Source organism: Streptomyces sp. Act143 (genome assembly GCF_003143935.1).
GTDB lineage: Bacteria > Actinomycetota > Actinomycetes > Streptomycetales > Streptomycetaceae > Streptomyces.
The window spans coordinates 4,451,957-4,469,188 of sequence record NZ_QFRX01000001.1 but is presented as its reverse complement, the minus strand read 5'-3'; the positions used below and the strand labels follow the sequence as shown (position 1 = coordinate 4,469,188).

Below are 17,232 nucleotides of genomic sequence, written 5' to 3'. Positions count from 1 at the left end.
CGGCGGAGGAAGGGGAGGGGCGCGGCCTACGCGTCTCTGGGGGGAACTGAGGGGGAGCGGTCGCCCATGCGATCCACGTACAACTCCACGAGCAACGAGATCACGATCCACAGACCCGAGGCACTCAGCGACGAACTGCGCACGGCCTGGCACCAGGTGATGGACGAGTCGCCGGACTACCAGAACCCGTTCCTGGCCCCGGAGTTCGCCGCCGGCGTCGGCAGACATCGCGGCGGGGCCCGGGTGGCCGTCCTGCACCGGGGCGCGGAACCCGTCGGCTTCTTCCCGTACGAGCGCACCGCCCTCGGCGTCGGCCGGGCCATCGGCCTGGGCCTGTCCGACTGCCAGGCCCTCGTCCACCGGCCCGGAGTCACCTGGAACCCCCGGGAGCTGCTCCGGGCCAGCGGGCTGTCCGTCTTCGAGTTCGACCATCTCGTCGAGGAGCAGAAACCCTTCGCCCGTTATGTCACCGGCATGTTCGCCTCCCCGGTCATCGATCTGAAGGACTCCGACCGCACCTACCCGGAGTGGCTGCGCGGCGCCTACCCGGGCCTCGCCAAGACGGTCCTGAAGAAGGAACGCCGGCTGGCCCGCGACCTCGGCGAGCTGCGGTTCGTGTACGACGAGCGGGACCCGAAGGCGCTGCGCACGCTCATGCGGTGGAAGTCGGCGCAGTACCGCAGGACGGGCCGCATGGACCGGTTCGCCCGGCCCTGGATCGTCGATCTCGTCGACCACCTCTTCGAGGTCCGCGAGGACCACTTCACCGGGGTGATGTCCGTCGTCTACGCCGGCGACCGCCCCGTCGCCGCCCATTTCGGGCCGACCTCGCGCACCGTCTTCGCCGCCTGGTTCACCGCGTACGACCCCGAACTGCGCTACTACTCACCCGGTTTGATCATGCACCTGCGCATGGCGGAGGCCGCGGGGCGGCAGGGCGTGCGGCTGATGGACCTGGGGCGCGGCGACAAGGAGTGGAAGGACTGGCTCAAGACCCGTGAGCTGCGCGTCGGCGAGGGCTTCGCGGCCCGCCCGCACCCGGTGGCGACCGCCCACCGCATGTGGCGCCGGCCGGTCCGCGGCCTGCGCAACACGGTCCTGGCCCACCCCCGGCTCCGCGCCCCGGCCGACCGCCTGCTGAAGACGGTCGGCGGCCTGCGCACCTCGGCGCACCCGAAGAGCGGCTGAGCCCCGGCGCCCTGCGGAGGGCCGGCGCCTCCTTCGGCGTCCCCTCCGCCCCTCTCTCAGCGACCCCTCAACAGACGAGGTGACGATGCCGTACGGAGCTCGGCTCGCCCGGACGATGACCCGGCGGCTCGGCCGGGAATGCGTGTACACGCCCTCGGCCCGGCTCGCCCTCTACCTGGCCCTGCGGCGCTGGTGCCGCCCCGGCGGCCGGGTCCTGATGTCCCCGGTCAACGACGACGTGATCCTCTTCGTCGTCCTGGCGGCGGGCCTGCGCCCCGTGACCGCCCCGGTCTCCCCCTGGGACGGCAACATCGACCCCGCGGCCGTACCGGAGTCCACCTGGCGCACCCTGGACGCCGTCCTGACCACCAACCTCTACGGCATCCCGGACCGTGTCACCGAACTCCGACGCCGCTGCGACCAGTTCGGCATCCCGCTGATCGAGGACGCGGCCCACGCCATCGGCACGCACGTCGCCGGGCAGCCCATCGGCACCTTCGGCGAGGCCGCCGCCTTCAGCCTCTCCAAGCACGTGGCGGCGATGGCGGGCGGCTTCCTCGCGGTCCCGGACGCCCGCACCAGGCGGGAGCTGGAGATCCTGCGCGACGACCTGCTCACCCCGGCCCGGCTCCGCGCCGACCTGGCGGTCACGCTGCGCCCCCTGGCCCGCTCCACGGTCAAGGCCCTGCACCTCGTCCGCCCCACCTGGCGCGCCATGCAACGCCTCGGCCTCCTCGAACGCGACGCCGGTTCCTTCCGGATGCCGCTGCACGCGCCGCGGCTGACGCTGGCCGCGCACGAGGCGCCGAGCCTGCCGCCGTACGACCCCTGGATACGCGTCGACCTGCACGACTACCGCATCCGGCAGGGCGCCTTCGTGCGGGCCCAGTTGAGTGTGCGGCTGTCCCGGCTGGACACCGACCTCGCCCACCGCAGGGCGGGCGTCACGCTCCTCGCGGGCACCCCGTGGGCCTCCCCGGCGGTGCGTGAGCGCGGCGGCCACGAGAGTCCGCTGCCGCTCTTCCGGGTGCCGCTGCTGGTGGACGACCGGGACACCCTGGTGGAGCGCCTGATCGGGCACGGCGTGGTCTCCGGCTACCTCTACGACCCGCCGCTCGACGACTACGCGGGCGCGGAATTCGTGGACCCGGCCCCGGACCCGGCGCCCGCCCGCTGGTTCGCCTCCCATGTGCTGCCGGTGGACCCGCTGCTGGCCCGCCGGGTGACCAAGGCGCTGACGAAGGGACGGGCGGTCCCGGCCGAGCCGGGTCCGGCGGTCACGGCACGATCGACACCGCGCGGTAGTCGTATCCGTCCTGCTTGAAGCCCGGTGCCTCCCAGGCGAGTTCCACCCGTTGGCCGGGCGTGAGGTTGCGGTAGTCGGGGCCCTTCGTCCGGATGTCGGAGTAGTGGGCGAAGCAGCCGCCCGGGGTCTCGGGGGAGTCGAGGACGCCCCAGCCTTCTTCGTCGTACCAGTCGCGGACGATCGCAGTCACCATGAACCGGACCCTACCGGCTCCCCTGTATGACTACTCACTGTTACGAGTGACGTCCGGACTCCTCGCGCTTGCGCAGGTCAGGGGGCGGGAAGGCAGCGCGTGCATCCTCCAACCGCCTTCCTTCGAGGTCCTCTTGCGACGCACCGTCACTCTCGCCCTGTCCGCCGCGCTCGCCGCGCTCACCCTGACCCCGGCCCCGTCCGCCTCGGCCGCCGTCCAGCCGGGGCACGTCTGCTTCTGGCCGCAGCCGGGCGAGATGGGCGGCGGCTGGTGCTACGACGCGAACCGCGGCGGATACGCCGAACTCGACGCCACGGTCCGCAGAAACGCGAAGTCCTTCAGCTCCCAGGTCAACCGGACCACCTACGTCCTGCACTTCCCCCGCTCGGGCGGCTGCCTGCAACGCACGGTCTACGGCGGTGACTACTCGGAGAACTGGGAGTGGGCGGACAAGGTCGACGCGATCGACACCACCCCGCACTCCGACTGCCAGCCGGGGTGAACCGCGGCCCCCGCCGCCCCCGGCGCGCACTCGCCACGCTCTGCCTGCTCGCGGCGGCCACGACGGCCACGGCGGCCACCGGCTGCGGCGCGTCCCGTGAACCGGCCGTGAACCTGACCCCCGCCGACACCCTCAAGGCGGCCCAACTCCTGCTCACCGACCGGTGTCTGACCGGCCAGGGCCTCACCCCGCCGCGTCCGGGCGGGCCGCCCGCGTCGGACGCCGTGGACCGCGCCCTGTTCGGCACCGGCCGCGCCGAACTCACCCTCGAACTGCCCAGCGGCCATGTCGTCGGCCACCACACCGACGGCTGTCTCGCCGCCGCGGAACGCCGTCTCTACGGCGACCAGCGGCGCTGGTTCCGGGCGGTCACGCTCGTGAACAACCTCAAGTCCCGGGCGCCGCGCGCAGACCGCGCCGCCTACCAGGAGCTGCGCGCCCACGGCCTCACCGAGGCACGGGCGTTGCTCAGCGCGTCGTACAACCACCACTAGAAAGGCACTACTTGTGAAGCAGTACGTCTCCCTGTTCGTCGCCGCCCTCCTCGCCACCGGCACGGGTCTGGCGACCGCCTCGCCCGCGGCGGCCGCCGAGTGTCCGAGCGGCAACTTCTGCGCCTGGACGGACGCCAACTTCGGCGGGCAGCGGATGAACGCGTCCGGCGACGACGAGTGGTGGGAGAGCTGGATCGCCGACAGCGACTCCTCCTGGGCCAACCACGGCATCTCCGGCCCCGGCGTCAAGGACCACGTCAAGGTCTACGAGTCCGCCATCCAGTTCCCGTCCACGGGCGGCGACATGACGATCTGCCTCCGCCCGGGCGACGAGGTGGGCTACAACGCCACCGCCAACGACCGCGGCGACGCACATGTGTGGGCGACGGGCTGCTGACCCGGCTCGCGCCGCGTCCGCTCAGCGTACGTCGACGAAGTCGCCCGTGGCCTTGGCCGCCGAGGTGGTGGCCGTACCGGCGAAGTTCCAGCGCCAGTAGCCGTCCTTGGAGGCGGTGACCGTGGTCTTGAGCCTGCCGGTGCTGTCGCTCGTCACGGTCTTGACCGTGGTGTAGGTGTCGCTGCCCGCCGGGCGGAACTGAAGACGCACGGACTGCCCGGTGTAGCCGGCGTAGACGTACTTGTCCCAGTTGGCGCGGGCCAGCTTGCCCGTGACCGTGATCGCCTTGCCCTTGCTCACCGGCTCGGGCGAGGCGTCCACGGAGACGGTGCCGCGGCGCTTGACGGGGTGGGTGCCCCAGTCGCCGCCGTAGTAGTCACCGTCCTTGGCCTTGAACTGGACGTACACGTTCCAGGGCCCCGCGAGGGTGTTGCGGGGCAGGTCGATGTCCTTCTCCAGCTGCACGGTGAGCTTGCAGGTGGACGTGGTGGAGCTGACGGCGGTGCAGGTCGGCTCGCCGTGGAAGGACCAGTAGTCGTCGCCCTTCTCGCGGTCGATCTGCAGGAACGCCAGGTTCTGGCTGATCCCCGAGTCGTCGGAGACGGTCGCCGAGATGGTGAACTTCTCCGTCCGGGACGTACCGAGGACGATGGACTTGCCGCCGTTCACGGACACCTTCTCGATCACCACGCCGGTCTCCGCGGCGGACGCGGACGGGACGGTGAGAGCGGCGCCGGACAGGACGAGGGCGCCGGTGAACACGGCCCCCCAGGATGCTGCACGCATGAATCCCCATGTGGTTCGAGCCGGCCCACGACCCTGGATCCCCCCAGGTCACAGGCGCGGCGGATGCCGTGAGGATACGACACCGCCGCGCCCTTCGCGCGGGTCAGCCCGTACTGCAGGAAACGGTGGGCCAGGTGCGGTTGCCGTTGTGCTGGATGGTGACGCCCCAGGAGTTGCCGCTGCCGTTCGGCCTGGCGGTCAGCACCTGGGCGCTGGGGTAACTGGCGGTGATGTTCCAGGTGGAGAGGATCTTCGCGGGGGCGGGCACGGTCATCGTCACGGTCCAGGTGCTGGACCCGGTCACCGAGACGTTGAGGTTGTACCGGTCGCTCCAGGAGGACCCGGCGGAGAGGGTGGCCGTACAGCCGGAGCCTCCGCTGCCGCCTCCGCCTCCGGTGTCCCCGCCGGGGGCGACGGCCCGGCCGGTGGCCGGCGAGATCATCCCGGCGCACAGGCCGCGCGCCGCCAGCCCCTGCGCTATCCGCGGGATCGCGGCGAGCGTGTTGGCGGACCAGTCGTGCATGAGGATGACCTGGCCGTCGGTGAGCCGTCCGGCGGCGGCGACGATGGCGTCCGTACTGGCGCCGTTCCAGTCCTGCGAGTCCACGTTCCACAGGACCTCGGTCAGCCCGTACTTGGCCTCGACCGCCTTCACGGTCGCGTTGGTCTCGCCGTACGGCGGCCGGAACAGCGTCGGCGTGCCACCCCCGGCCGCGGCGACGGCCTGCTGGGTGCGGGAGATCTCCGAGTCGATCTGGGACTGGCTGAGCGTGGTCAGGTGGGGGTGGGTGTAGCTGTGGTTGCCGACCCACATGCCGGCGCTGACCTGGGCCCTCACCAGGGACGGGTTGGCGGCGGCGTACTGGCCCTCGTTGAACATGGTGGCCCGCAGCCCGTTCTGGGTGAGCGCGTTGAGCAGGGCCGAGGTGTTGCCGGAGGGGCCGTCGTCGAAGGTGAGGCCGACGTATCCGGTGCAGGCGGCGGCCTGTGCCGGGGCGGCGGCCTGGACGGTGAGGGTGCTCGCTGCTGCCATGGCGAGGACGGCCAATCTCGTGAACAGGGAACGGAGGCTCACATCACCCTCCGCTGACGGTGATGTTGGAGCTTCCGCTGCTCTGGTAGCCCTCCGTCGCCATGATCATGTAGTAGCTGAAGCTGCCGAGTGGCATCCCGGCGCGGGACCAGGCGTCGAAGTGGTTGCCGGTGGTGATGGTGCCGCCGGTCCGCCTCGACTGCCGCACGCTCCAGTACTGGTTGAAGGTCTTGGTGCCCTCGACGGACGGGGCGTTGTAGCGGGTGGTCTGGTAGATGTCGTACGTGCCGCCGTCGCTGGTGACCGTGCCCTTGTACGTGCCCGTGGGCCGGTAGGTGCCCCAGTTGTCGACGATGTAGTACTCGACGAGCGGGTTCGAGGTCCAGCCGTAGAGCGCGAGGTAGGCGTTGCCGGACGGGCTGAAGCTGCCCGAGTACGTCACGTTCCTGCGGGCGCCGTTGCTCCAGCCCTTGCCGCAGACGAAATTGCCGGTGTTGCGCCATGAAGTGCTGTAGTTCCCGCCGGAGTTCAGGGTCATCGAGACCGTGCCCTGGGCGTCCGTCCAGAAGGAGTAGTAGTAGCCGTTGTTGGTCCCGGTCTGGTTCGTGGTGACGACCGTGGCGGCGTTGGCGGTCCCGACGGCCCCGGGCAGCGTGAGCGCGGCACCGGTGCCGAGCAGCAGGCCGCAGAGGCTCCTGCGGGTGAGGGATGCGGGGGCGGGGGTGTCCGCGGGCGTGATCGCGGTTGCGGCGGTGGTTGCGGGTGCGGGTGCGTCGTTCATGGACGTGTTCCTCCTCGTCCTCGGAGAGGGCGGTGGGGGCCGGAGGGGGGGAGCCCCGTCAACGCATGCAGTGTTGGTCTGTCCCCGTCAAGTGTCAATGGTTTCGGCTCGGTTGGCGAAACAGTCGCAGTTAGCTGAAGTGCGGAGCCGCTGACCGAGCTGGCGCGAATGGAGATCAACTTTCGATCGCAACCGTCGAATGTTTCGAGTAATTACCGGTTGTGCGCCGGTCGGTGTTTTCCGGTCGGCGTTTCTCTGATCGGTGTTTCTCCGGTCGATGTTTCTCTGGTCGGCGTTTCTCCGGTCGCCTCGCGGAATGTCCGGGTGCCGCGTGGTTTTTCCGGCCCGCCTCCCGGTCCGCCTCCCTCACACGCTCCCCGCATTTCACGCCTTTCTGTAACCGTTCCAGTTCGCACCGTTGACACCATGCACACCTCCCCTTACCGTCACGCCAATATTCCGCACGTCTGTCGAGATTTCGAACACCCGAAAGGCGACTGCCCTGTGCACTGCCGGGATCAGCACTTAGACGGCCTGAACGCCGAGGCGCCGCCCGGCGTACGGGGACACGCGCACTCCCGGCACCGGGATCACGGGGGCTGACCGGCCCCGGACGTCCGGCTGTTGCAAGGCACCGCTCGGCGACCCCAGGGCGCCGAGGCACCAGAACACCGACTCGGGCACCGTCCCGGACCGAGCCGCCCCGCACCCTCCGGGCGGCCCCGGCCGGCTGTCCAGCACCGTGATGTCCGTGCACCCGGCCTCGAAATCCGCGCACCAGGCCCCGATGACCTCGGCGGCGGCAGCGGCAGCGCGGACCGGCGAGGGCTCGGCCCAGGGCGCCAAGAACCACACCCCCCTCGACACCTGATACGCCGTCACCCCTCAACGACGAGAACGACAAGGACCATCACCGTGTTGGATCGAAGAGCCCTGCTTGCCGGAGTGGCCTCCCTGGCCCTCACCCTCTCCGCCTGCGGACTGGAGAGCGATGCCTCCGAGGCCGGCTCAGGGGGCGATGCCGAGGGCGCGACGATCGGCATCGCCATGCCGACGCGGGCCTCCGACCGCTGGCTCACCGACGGCAAGAGCGTCGTCGAGAACCTGAAGGCCAAGGGCTACAAGACCGAGCTGGTCTACGGCGACGACGACCCGAAGGCCCAGGTCGCCCAGATCGAGAAGCTGGTCGAGAAGGGCGTCGCCGCGCTGATCATCGCGGCCATCGACAACGAGTCGCTGGGCGGCGTGCTGCAGAAGGCCGCCGACGCGAAGATCCCGGTGATCGCCTACGACCGCCTCATCCTCGGCACCAAGAACGTCGACTACTACGTCTCCTTCGACAACGAGATGGTCGGCCGGATGCAGGCCCACTACATCATCGAGAAGCTGGGGCTGGAGGACGGCGAGAAGGGCCCGTTCACCATCGAGCTGTTCGCCGGTTCCCCCGACGACAACAACACCAAGTACTTCTTCGCCGGTTCGATGGCACTGCTCCAACCGTTCCTGGACAAGGGGGAGTTGGTCGTCCCGTCCGGCCAGACCCAGCTCGAGAAGATAACCACCCTGCGCTGGGACGGCCCCACGGCGGAGAAGCGCATGAAGGGAATCCTCGCCGACTACGGCAGCGGCCAGACGGTCGACGCGGTGCTGTCGCCGTACGACGGCATATCGAGAGGCGTGCTGGCCGCCCTGCACTCCGCCGGCTACGGCACCGGCGCCAAGCCCCTCCCGATCGTCACCGGTCAGGACGCCGAACTGGAGTCCGTCAGGTCGATCATCGCCGGCCAGCAGTCGCAGACCGTCTACAAGGACGTCCGCAAACTCGCCGACGCCGCCGTGACCGTGGTCGACGACATCCTCAACGACCGGCTGCCGTGGGTCGACGACTCCGTGGGCTACAAGAACGGCGTCAAGGCGGTCCCCGCGATCCTGCTCCAGCCGACGAGCGTCGACAAGACCAACTACGACGTCCTCGTCAAGGACGACTATTTCACCGAGGACGAGCTCAAGTAGCGTCCCGGGGAGGGGGGCGGCCTCAAGCAGCGCTCCGGAGAGCGGACTTGAGAACCCACCCGCCCGCCTCACCGAGAGCGCCCACGGGCCGCCGCGGGCGCTCTTGAACCGCGCGCGGCCTGTGTCCGTGGTCCGTGGCCCGTGGCCCGTGGTCCGTGTCCGTGGCCTGTGTCCGTGGCCCGTGTCCGTGGCCCGTGTCCGCGGTCGGGTGCCGGGCCACCCGTCGCCGAAGTGGTTCACGACCGTCCTCCCTCCCCCCGCCGTCGGGTGGCTGACCCGCAGGCGGTGCGTCAGCCGGTCTCGTGGTGGCAGTTCCCCGGAGCGCCACCCGTTCCCCTGGCCAGCGTCGGCGGCCGGACGGCGGGCGAGGGCGCGACCATGCTGGTCGGCTGGCACAGGACGAGCGCGATGTCGTCCATCGGCGTGCGGCCCGCGTGCGCCGCCGCCATGGCGTACAGCGCGTCGAGCACGTCGCAGGGAGCGAGTTCGGCCAGTGCGGCACCGGCCCGTTCGAGGAGCGGGAAGTCGGCGCCGTTCGCATCGCGTGCCTCGCTCAGGCCGTCCGTGTAGAACAGGAGCCGGTCCCCGCTCTGCAGGTAGAAGCGGTACAGCCGGGGTCTCGGATGCAGGCCCAACGGGGGCGCCGGCTCCAGTGGTTCCAGCAGCCCGACCTGCTTCCCGGCCCGGATCGGCGCGGGATGCCCGCAGTTGACGAGGCGGACCTCGCCGGGGGCGAACTCGGCGAGCACGGCGGTGACGAAGTCCTCCGGCCCCAGCTCCGGGGTGAGCCTCGCGTCCAGCGCCGTCGCCAGATCGGCGAGGCCGGGGGTGAGATAGGCAAGGTCCTTGAACGCCCCGATCGTCGCCGCGGTGGTCCGCAGGGCGTCCAGGCCGTGACCGCGTACGTCCCCGACGAGCAGCCGCACTCCGTACGGGGTGTGGACGACGTCGTACAGATCCCCGCACACCGTCGCCCCCTCGACGGCGCAGCGGGGCCGGGCGCACACCTCGATGCCGCCGAGCTGCGCCGACATCGGCCGCAGGATCGCGTTCTGCGAGGCCTGGGCGACCTCGGTGGCCCGGGCCAGTGCGTCCGCGTCGCCCGTGTGCCGGGCGGCGTCAAGGACGGCCAGTGCGCAGCCGGTCAGCAGGACGAGGAGTTCGATCCCGAAACCCGCGGTCGCCAGCAGGCCCCTCGCGGCGCCCACCCCGAGAGCGAGCAGCAGCGCCCACCCCGACACCACCGCGGTGCGCCATGCGTTCAGCCGGGCGCAGGCCAGTACGGGGCCGATGACCAGTACGGCGACGCCCAGCCGCCGGCTGTCCAGTCCGCTGAGAACGGCGAGCAGACCACTCGCGCCCAGCGCGAGCACCGGCCGGTACCTGCCGCGCCGACTCCGTGTGCTCGTCTTCCACCTCTGACTCCCGGCTGTCCTGACGGTCATGTGCGGCCCCTGCCTCCCCCGGCGTCTTGAGAGGTTGCGACAGAGGACGGCCACTATGGCCCAACGCGTGACCGGACAGGGCTGGTTGACCGGAGCGTGCTCAGAGGTGATCGGACATGTTTTCCGTGGTGCGGCCATATGAGCGCCTTGCGCGAAGAAGAGGGCGTCTCGCGGCGTGCGAGGCCCGGGGGCCGACCGGGAGCGGCCGGAAGCGGCCGGAAGTGGTGGGGCGTGGTGAGGAGCGGCCGGAAGCGGTGGGGAGTGGTGGGGAGCGGCCGGATGTGGTGGGGAGTGGTGGGGGGCGACCGGAAGTGGTGGGGAGTGGTGGGGAGCGACCGGAAGTAGTGGGGACTGGTGGGGAGCGACTCGGACGGAGACGCCACCGTGACGCGCGGGTGCGGCGGTGCCCGTCACGCCCGTCACGCCCGCCACGTCCGGCGCGCGCAAGGGCGGCGGTGAGTCGGGGCCGTTGCCCCGCATCACCGCCGCCGTCATCCGGGGCCACCTATCCCTGGAGTTTGGCCAGGGCGAAGTCGAGCCCGGTCGTGCTCGATGTCGCGCCGCCGGCGATGACGATGTCGTTGCTGCCGGTCAGTGCGATGCCGCGCGCGGCGTCCGCCCCGCCGGAGAAGTCGACGGTGGCGATGCCGTCGCCGCTGAAGCCGGTGTCCAGGCTGCCGTCGGAGTTGTAGCGGGCGACGAGGACGTCCCCGTCGACGGGGTCGACGGGGAACACGACGGACTCGCCGGTCACCCCGGCGATCACGATCTTGCCGTTGCCGTCCACGGCGACATCGCGTGCCTCGTCGGCGAGCAAGGTGTTCACGTCCGTGGTGACCTTGCCGTCGCCGCTGAAGCCGGTGTCCAGGCTGCCGTCGGAGTTGTAGCGGACCACGCCGACCTTGATGGGGCCGGTGACGCCGAACGGCTCGGGGGCGTCGACCGCGCCCGCGATCACGTAGTCGCCGCCGGGCGCCTGGGTGAAGCCGAACGCGAGGTCGGAGAACCCGTTGAAGTCGGTGGTGACGATGCCGTCGCCGCCGCCGAAGCCGGTGTCGAGGGTGCCGTCGGAGTTGTACCGGACCAGCAGGAAGTCACTGTTGGCGCTGCCGGCCGCGATCATCTTCCCGCTGGACAGCTCCTCCAGCGCGAAGAGGTGGTCCCCGGTGCCGAAGTCGGTGGTGACGATGCCGTCGCCGCCGCCGAAGCCGGTGTCCAGGGTGCCGTCGGAGTTGTAGCGGGCGATGAAGGAGTCCGCCCCGGCCGCCCCGGCCGCGAGGATCTTGCCGCCGCTGGTCAGGCTCAGGCCGCGGATGCCGTCACCGAGTCCGCCGGACACGTCGGTGGTGACCTTGCCGTCGCCGCCGCCGAACGACGTGTCGAGGCTGCCGTCGGAGTTGTACCTCGCCAGCGCGAGGTCGGCGATCTGCTCACCCTTGGTGAACCCGCCCACCAGGAGCTTCCCGCTGCCCGCCTCGATGATCGTGCGGGCCACCGCCACGGTGTCGCCGAAGCTGGTGGCGACCTTGCCGCCGGTGCCGAAGCCAGTGTCCAGCGCCCCGCCGGCGGTGTACTTGGCGATGCCGAAGGTGCTGTTCAGGCCGGTGCCGGGCGGGTTGAAGCCGCGGCGGCCGGTGACGAACAGGGAGCCGTTGGATGTACGCAGCAGATCGTTGCCGATCTCCGGCTCCGACGGGCTGGCGCCGAAGTCGGTGGTGACCTTGCCGCCGGTGCCGAAGCCGGTGTCCAGGTCGCCGGGTGCGGCCGCCGCGGCGGGTGCGAGGGCCATCACCAGGCCGACGGCCAGTGCGGACACCACTGCCAGGTGCGCTCTCCACGCCGGGCGGCGTTCGAAGGGCAGGAGACCTATGGTCATGAGCGCAACTCCTCCTGTTTGCCGGGATGAGGCGGGCACAATTGCGCGCTCCGCACCCCCCGCACAACCGGTGCGGCGGCGGCGCCCGGAGGTGCGACAGGGCGCGCTGTCCGGGCGCCGGAGCGCGCCGTCGACAACACTCCGAGATGTGCGCCGGTGGTACTGCGGCCCTACCGGTCGAGGCACGTCAGCGAACCGATCGCCACCGGCTCCGAAGTGAACAGCGAAGGCAGGACGACGCCGTGTTTCTGTCTCCGTACCCGGTGCTCCCGACGCGCGGAGTGCCGCCGGAGCACACTGTGCCGGGTCCTGACAGGACCGGGATCGGGGAGGGAGCACCGTGCCACATGAGGTGCCGGGGGAGACGGAGACGGGCGAGTGGTCGGGGAACCTGCCACCGGAGACACGCAGCTTCGTCGGCCGCCAGACCGAACTGACCCACCTCGAGAACCTACTGCGCCCACCCGGCGGGCCGGGTGAAGGCGGCGAGCCGGGCGGGGACGGCGGGCCGGGCGAGGGCCAGTTGAGCCGGGGCGGCGGGTCGGGCGGGGACGGCCGAGGGCAGTACGGCGGGAGCGGTCGGCTGACCGGGGGCGGCCGAGGGCAGTACGGCGGGAGCGGTCGGCCGACCGGGGGCGGTGAGGGGAAGCCGAGCGGGGGCGGTGTGGAGCGTCGGCTGGTGACTCTGCTGGGGCCGGGCGGGGTCGGCAAGACACGGCTGGCGGTGCGGGCCGCGCACCGGATGCGCCCCGCCTACCCGGACGGTGCGTGGCTGGTGGAGCTCTCCTGCCTGCACAACAGCGGCCTGACCGGCCCCGACACGCTGGCGCTGCTGGTGATGGAGGCGTTGCGGGTGGCCGACCAGACGACGCGCTCGGCGACGGACGCGCTGGCCGCGTGGCTCGCGGACAAGCGACTGCTGCTGGTCCTCGACTCGTGCGAACACCTGCTGGAGGACAGCGCGGCCTTCGTCGACACGCTGCGCCTCGCCGCGCACGTGCACGTCCTGGCCACCAGCCGCCGCCCGCTCGGACTGCCCGGGGAGCAGTGCCTGGAGGTCGAGCCGCTGCCGGTGGACGGGCCCGGTACCGAGGCGCGGGACGACGCGGTCGTCCTGTTCGCCGACCGGGCGGCCGCCGTGCACCCCGGCTTCGTGCTCGACGAGACCACCCGGCCGACCGCGGTCTCCGTCTGCCGGTACCTGGACGGCATCCCGCTGGCCGTCGAACTGGCCGCGGCCAGGCTGTCATCCCTGTCGCTCTCCGAGCTGGGCGATCACCTCGGAACCCGGACGGATCACCGGCTGGCCCTGCTGGACTCGGACCGCGGCACCGAGGACGCCTCGCGCCACCAGGCCCTGCGCACCACCATCGGCTGGAGCCATGAGCTGTGCGCTTCGCTGGAACGGCTGCTGTGGGCCCGGCTCTCGGTGTTCACCGGCGGCTTCGACGCCGAGGCCGCCCAGGAGGTGTGCGCCGGCGGCCCGCTGACGGCGGGACAGGTTCCCGTCCTGCTCGGCGAACTCGCCGCGCAGTCCATCGTCCAGCGCGTCCGGAGCACGGGCACGCCCCGCTTCCGGATGCTCGACACGGTGCGCGAGTACGGTGCCGACTGGCTGCGGGAGCTGGGCGAGGAGGACGCCGTACGGCTGCGCCACCGCGAGTACTACCGGCGCCTGGCCCGCGACGGCTGCGCCGAGTGGAACACCGGCCGCCAGGTGCAGTGGTGCGAACGCGTGCTGGTCGACCACGCCAACCTGCGCGCCGCGGTGGACTGGTCCCTAGACCGGCCCGACCGCGGCGCCGGTCTGGAGATGGCGGGCACCGCGGGTTTCCTGTGGCGGCACTGCGGCCATGTGCGCGACGCCCACCACTGTCTCGACCGGGCGCTCGCCGGCGACCCGGCTCCGGGGCCCGACCTGCTGCGGGCCCTGTGGACGCGCGGCGCCGGTGCGATCATGCAGGGCGATCTGGACACCGCCGCCGAGTGCGGCCGGCGGTTCGCCGAGCTGGCCGGGCGGCAGCAGGACCCGGTCGTCCGGTCCGTGTCCGTCTTCCTCACGGGCGGCCAGCTCTCCCTTCGCGGCCGGCCGGCCGCGGCGATCGGCCCCATGTCCGTCGCCGCCCGCCTCCCCGTCCGTGACGACTGGCTCGGTTCCGCTCAGCTCCAGACGATCGGCGCCCTGGCGTACGCGCACTTGATGAGCGGCGATCACAAGGCGGCCCGCGAGGTGGCCGAGGAGGTCCGCGACGAGTGCGCCCGACGCGGCGAGCAGTGGACGCGCTCGACCGCCGACGTGATCGTGGCGATGCTGGACCTCGCCCACGGCGACATCGCCTCGGGTGTCCGCAACGCCGCCCGCGCCGTCGCCGCACACCGGCTGCTGCACAGCGCCGGCAGCCTCGCGGCCCTGGCCCTCGACACCCTGGCGTCCGCCACCACCGCCGCGGGCGAAGCGCACCGGGCGGCCGGCCTCCTCGGCATCGCCCAGCGCCTGTGGGACCGCGCCGGGGGCCGTGCCCAGCTCAACTCCCCGGACCTGATCGCCGCCCGCCAGGCCTGCGAACACGCCATCCGCCACACGATCGGCGCCCCGGCCTACGAGCGCACCTACGACGCGGGCCGCGCCCTGTCGTACGAACAGGGAATGACCTACGCGACAGACCCCACCCTCCCCACCCCCGGCTGACCACGCCCCACACCCCCGCGCAGACCCCCACGACAGACGAAGGCCCCCGTCCACCAGGAACGGGGGACCTCCAACTGCCCGACCCGTTCGCCGCAAACTGTGAACTTCACGCGAAGACCACGATGACCACGGCCTCGACCGGGACAACGGCCACGGCGCTGACGATCAGCACCCCGGCGGCCAGCCCCGCTACGCCTATCGCCGAGTATGTGGCCACCTTCTTGACCGTCTCCCGGTTCTCAGCAGCCTTGACCCATTCGGCGACAGCCGATGCAACTTCCCGGCCCACGCCGTTCACGAGCCCCTTACCGAACTCCTCGAACATCGCACTCCACATGAAGAACCTCCCTGGCTCTTCCGTACCCGAACGGTCGTTCCCCCAAAGAGGAGTGAAGGCGCATACAGAGGGCGCTGAGGCGCGCCACCCGCCCCAGCGCACTCCCGCGATCTTCGACACACGGACACCATGTGCTGGTTGATCAGCGCCGCGCGAGGCGGCCAACGGCCGCGATCACGGCAAAGGGCCAGTTCGAGGGGATCAAGCCCCTGAACCGGCCCTTGGTCGCGTGCCCCCGGCAGGATTCGAACCTGCGACACCCGCTTTAGGAGAGCGGTGCTCTATCCCCTGAGCTACGAAGGCGACAAAGATCTCGGTGAGATCCGCGACCAGCCTAGCGGATAAGGGATGGGGGATGGGAAGGTTCCCGTTCTCGCAGGTCAGGTGTGGCTGGTGGGGGAGGGGACGGGGGGCGTGGGTGGGTCAGGTGGTCGGGACGCGGGTGAAGCGGTCCGCCGTGTGGAAGTCCCGCTCGATCGCCGTCGCGGTGGCCCGGAGCTCGGGCAGCAGATCGGTCACGCACTCCGCGGGGGTGCGGCGGGTGATGTGCATGGCGGTGTTGAGGGCCGCCACCACCCGGCCCCGGTGGTCGCGCACCGGGACCGCGATCGAGCGCAGGCCCGCCTCCAACTCCTCGTCGACGAGGGCGTACCCCTGGGCGTGGACCTCGGTCAGGACGCGGTCGAGGGCCGCGGGGTCCGTGAGGGTGTGCGGGGTCAGCGGGCGCAGCGCGCCGAGGGTGCGGCGCGTCGGCTGGAGGTCGGCCAGCAGGACCCGGCCCATGGAGGTGGCGTACGCCGGGAGCCGGGTGCCGACGGTGAGGTTCACGCTCATCACCCGGTTCGTGGCGACGCGGGCGGTGTACTGGATCTCGTCGCCGGCCGGGGTGAGCACCGCCAGGGACGCCGACTCGTGGATGCGGGCGGCGAGGTCCGACAGGTGCGGGGTCGCGATCTCGGCCAGTGAGGTCCGGGCCAGCGCCGGGAAACCCAGGGACAGCACCCGCGGGGTGAGGGTGAAGGTGCGGTGCGCGGTCGCGGTGACCAGGCCCAGGTGCTCGTAGGTGATCAGGGCCCGGCGGGCCGTCGCCCGCGCCAGCCCCGTCGCCTTCGCCACCTCCGTCAGTGTCAGGGCGGCCCGGCCCTCGCCGAACGCCGTCAGCACGGTCAGCCCGCGTGCCAGGGACTCCACGAACCCCCTGCCGAGTTCCTGCTTGGAGGCGCCGGTCCAGAGCGCCAGATCCGACGGGCCGGTCACCGGCTCCGGCGCGGACGCCTGCCGCAGTTCCCGCTCCATGTCCGCCACCGCCGCCCGTAGCCGGGGCAGCAGCGTCTCGCGCAGACCGGACGCCGTGTGCCGGCTGGTGTGGCTGACGACGCTCGCCGCGCAGGCGATCCGCCCGGTGCGCGGGTCGCGTACCGGGACCGCGACCGCCACCAAACCCGGTTCGATGAGCTGGTCGTCCAACGCCCAGCCGTCCGCCGCCGCTTGTGTCACCCGGCTCTCGAACTCGGCGTCCGGACAGGGGTGTTCGCGTGGCGGTACGGCCGGAAAGCCCCGGTCCTCGGGGTCCGCCGCCCGGCGCTCCCGCCACGCCCGCCGGTCCGCGTCCGTCCACTCCGTCGCGAACAGGGCGCCCGGCGCGGTGCGTTCGGCCGGGAGCAGGTCGCCGATACGGAAGCTCAGGGACATCGCGCGGCGCCGGGTGGCCTGGTGGATGAAGCGGATTCCGTCCCGGTCGGCGACCGCCAGGGACACCGACTCGTCCAGTTCGTCGGCGAGTTCGTCGGCGCGCGCGTCCAGCAGCGCGGGCAGCCGCAGGGCGGCCAGGTAGGCGTTGCCGAGTTCCATCAGGCGGGGGGTGAGCACCACGTCCCGGCCGTCGAGGCGGACGTATCCCATACGGGCGAGGGTGGCGGTGATGCGGTCGACCGTGGAGCGCGCGAGGCCGGTCGCCCGCTCCAGCGCGCTCGGGCTCAGCGTCCCGCCGGCCTCGGTCAGCACACGCAGCACCGCGATCCCGCGGATCAACGGCGTGACCGCCTCCGCCGGCACGGCGGCGGGGTCCGTCGCAGCCACGGCGTCGTCCGTGGTGGTGGTCGTCTTCGCGGGCATTCGGTCTCCGGTACGGCAGGCACGGGAGCCCTACGGTAATCCGGCGCGCGCCATCCAGGTCGTACCCCGTACGGCCC

At 71.7% G+C, this 17,232-nt stretch carries 15 protein-coding genes and 1 tRNA gene; 7 read left to right on the top strand and 9 right to left on the bottom strand.

The features are described from left to right. Positions 1-66: 66 nt before the first annotated feature. Together DI272_RS20090 and DI272_RS20085 are read left to right on the top strand one after the other, a co-directional pair. Positions 67-1,188: a GNAT family N-acetyltransferase gene (locus tag DI272_RS20090; protein ID WP_109496699.1), complete on the top strand. Its 1,122-nt coding sequence runs from the start codon at positions 67-69 to the stop codon at positions 1,186-1,188. Between the two features lie 85 nt (positions 1,189-1,273). Continuing rightward, positions 1,274-2,512, top strand: coding sequence for a DegT/DnrJ/EryC1/StrS family aminotransferase (locus tag DI272_RS20085; protein ID WP_109496698.1), 1,239 nt, complete (start codon positions 1,274-1,276; stop codon positions 2,510-2,512). On the opposite strand, the gene DI272_RS20080 is transcribed toward DI272_RS20085, so the two are convergent. Next, positions 2,466-2,687, bottom strand: a complete 222-nt coding sequence (locus tag DI272_RS20080) for a cold-shock protein (protein ID WP_109496697.1) — start codon at positions 2,685-2,687, stop codon at positions 2,466-2,468. The genes DI272_RS20085 and DI272_RS20080 overlap by 47 nt on opposite strands. A gap of 133 nt (positions 2,688-2,820) precedes the next feature. Between DI272_RS20080 and DI272_RS20075 the strand changes: the two genes are divergently transcribed. Genes DI272_RS20075 through DI272_RS20065 form a run of 3 tightly spaced genes read left to right on the top strand, consistent with a single transcriptional unit; the run spans position 2,821 to position 4,080 of the window. Beyond that, on the top strand, positions 2,821-3,189 hold the full coding sequence (locus DI272_RS20075; RefSeq protein WP_146238369.1) for a hypothetical protein: 369 nt from the start codon (positions 2,821-2,823) through the stop codon (positions 3,187-3,189). Then, positions 3,186-3,683 (top strand): hypothetical protein, encoded by a 498-nt coding sequence (locus tag DI272_RS20070; RefSeq protein WP_309221664.1) that lies wholly within the window; start codon positions 3,186-3,188, stop codon positions 3,681-3,683. The genes DI272_RS20075 and DI272_RS20070 overlap by 4 nt, the downstream gene beginning before the upstream one ends. Positions 3,684-3,696: 13 nt before the next feature. Next, complete coding sequence (locus DI272_RS20065) at positions 3,697-4,080, top strand: peptidase inhibitor family I36 protein (RefSeq protein ID WP_109496695.1); 384 nt, start codon at positions 3,697-3,699, stop codon at positions 4,078-4,080. A gap of 21 nt (positions 4,081-4,101) precedes the next feature. Here DI272_RS20065 and DI272_RS20060 read toward each other — a convergent pair whose 3' ends face one another. The 3 genes from DI272_RS20060 to DI272_RS20050 form a co-directional block, all read right to left on the bottom strand. Next, on the bottom strand, positions 4,102-4,866 hold the full coding sequence (locus DI272_RS20060) for a hypothetical protein (protein WP_109496694.1): 765 nt from the start codon (positions 4,864-4,866) through the stop codon (positions 4,102-4,104). 103 nt (positions 4,867-4,969) lie between these two features. Next, entirely contained in the window at positions 4,970-5,899 is a 930-nt protein-coding gene (locus DI272_RS20055) for a polysaccharide deacetylase family protein (RefSeq protein ID WP_109500936.1), read from the bottom strand. A gap of 43 nt (positions 5,900-5,942) precedes the next feature. Then, complete coding sequence (locus tag DI272_RS20050; protein ID WP_258314610.1) at positions 5,943-6,680, bottom strand: glycoside hydrolase family 11 protein; 738 nt, start codon at positions 6,678-6,680, stop codon at positions 5,943-5,945. Between the two features lie 915 nt (positions 6,681-7,595). On the opposite strand from DI272_RS20050, the gene chvE reads away from it, so the two are divergent. Continuing rightward, positions 7,596-8,693 carry a multiple monosaccharide ABC transporter substrate-binding protein gene (gene chvE, locus DI272_RS20040; protein ID WP_109496692.1) on the top strand — a complete coding sequence of 366 codons (1,098 nt, stop codon included), beginning with the start codon at positions 7,596-7,598 and terminating at the stop codon, positions 8,691-8,693. A gap of 290 nt (positions 8,694-8,983) precedes the next feature. Here the strand turns inward: chvE and DI272_RS20035 are convergent, their stop codons facing one another. Both DI272_RS20035 and DI272_RS20030 read right to left on the bottom strand, forming a co-directional pair. After that, a complete protein-coding gene (locus DI272_RS20035) occupies positions 8,984-10,066 on the bottom strand; it encodes a PP2C family protein-serine/threonine phosphatase (RefSeq protein WP_181387254.1) in 1,083 nt (360 codons plus the stop codon). 577 nt (positions 10,067-10,643) lie between these two features. Next, positions 10,644-12,014 (bottom strand): hypothetical protein, encoded by a 1,371-nt coding sequence (locus tag DI272_RS20030; protein WP_109496690.1) that lies wholly within the window; start codon positions 12,012-12,014, stop codon positions 10,644-10,646. A gap of 679 nt (positions 12,015-12,693) precedes the next feature. On the opposite strand from DI272_RS20030, the gene DI272_RS20025 reads away from it, so the two are divergent. Next, positions 12,694-14,703 (top strand): hypothetical protein, encoded by a 2,010-nt coding sequence (locus tag DI272_RS20025; protein WP_109496689.1) that lies wholly within the window; start codon positions 12,694-12,696, stop codon positions 14,701-14,703. A 106-nt stretch (positions 14,704-14,809) separates the two neighbouring features. Here the strand turns inward: DI272_RS20025 and DI272_RS20020 are convergent, their stop codons facing one another. The 3 genes from DI272_RS20020 to DI272_RS20010 form a co-directional block, all read right to left on the bottom strand. Then, positions 14,810-15,160 (bottom strand): hypothetical protein, encoded by a 351-nt coding sequence (locus DI272_RS20020; RefSeq protein WP_146238367.1) that lies wholly within the window; start codon positions 15,158-15,160, stop codon positions 14,810-14,812. Positions 15,161-15,270: 110 nt separating this feature from the next. Continuing rightward, positions 15,271-15,343: transfer RNA gene (locus tag DI272_RS20015), tRNA-Arg, on the bottom strand. Positions 15,344-15,463: 120 nt separating this feature from the next. Next, positions 15,464-17,155, bottom strand: coding sequence for an IclR family transcriptional regulator C-terminal domain-containing protein (locus DI272_RS20010; RefSeq protein WP_109496687.1), 1,692 nt, complete (start codon positions 17,153-17,155; stop codon positions 15,464-15,466). Between the last annotated feature and the right edge of the window lie 77 nt (positions 17,156-17,232).

What these genes read in the sequence shown, in the direction of transcription:
- DI272_RS20090 (WP_109496699.1), top strand. Translation starts at nt 67, where the DNA reads ATGCGATCCACGTACAACTCCACGAGCAACGAGATCACGATCCACAGA.
- DI272_RS20085 (WP_109496698.1), top strand. Translation starts at nt 1,274, where the DNA reads ATGCCGTACGGAGCTCGGCTCGCCCGGACGATGACCCGGCGGCTCGGC.
- DI272_RS20080 (WP_109496697.1), bottom strand. Translation starts at nt 2,687, where the DNA reads ATGGTGACTGCGATCGTCCGCGACTGGTACGACGAAGAAGGCTGGGGC.
- DI272_RS20060 (WP_109496694.1), bottom strand. Translation starts at nt 4,866, where the DNA reads ATGCGTGCAGCATCCTGGGGGGCCGTGTTCACCGGCGCCCTCGTCCTG.
- DI272_RS20055 (WP_109500936.1), bottom strand. Translation starts at nt 5,899, where the DNA reads ATGGCAGCAGCGAGCACCCTCACCGTCCAGGCCGCCGCCCCGGCACAG.
- DI272_RS20050 (WP_258314610.1), bottom strand. Translation starts at nt 6,680, where the DNA reads ATGAACGACGCACCCGCACCCGCAACCACCGCCGCAACCGCGATCACG.
- DI272_RS20030 (WP_109496690.1), bottom strand. Translation starts at nt 12,014, where the DNA reads ATGACCATAGGTCTCCTGCCCTTCGAACGCCGCCCGGCGTGGAGAGCG.
- DI272_RS20010 (WP_109496687.1), bottom strand. Translation starts at nt 17,155, where the DNA reads ATGCCCGCGAAGACGACCACCACCACGGACGACGCCGTGGCTGCGACG.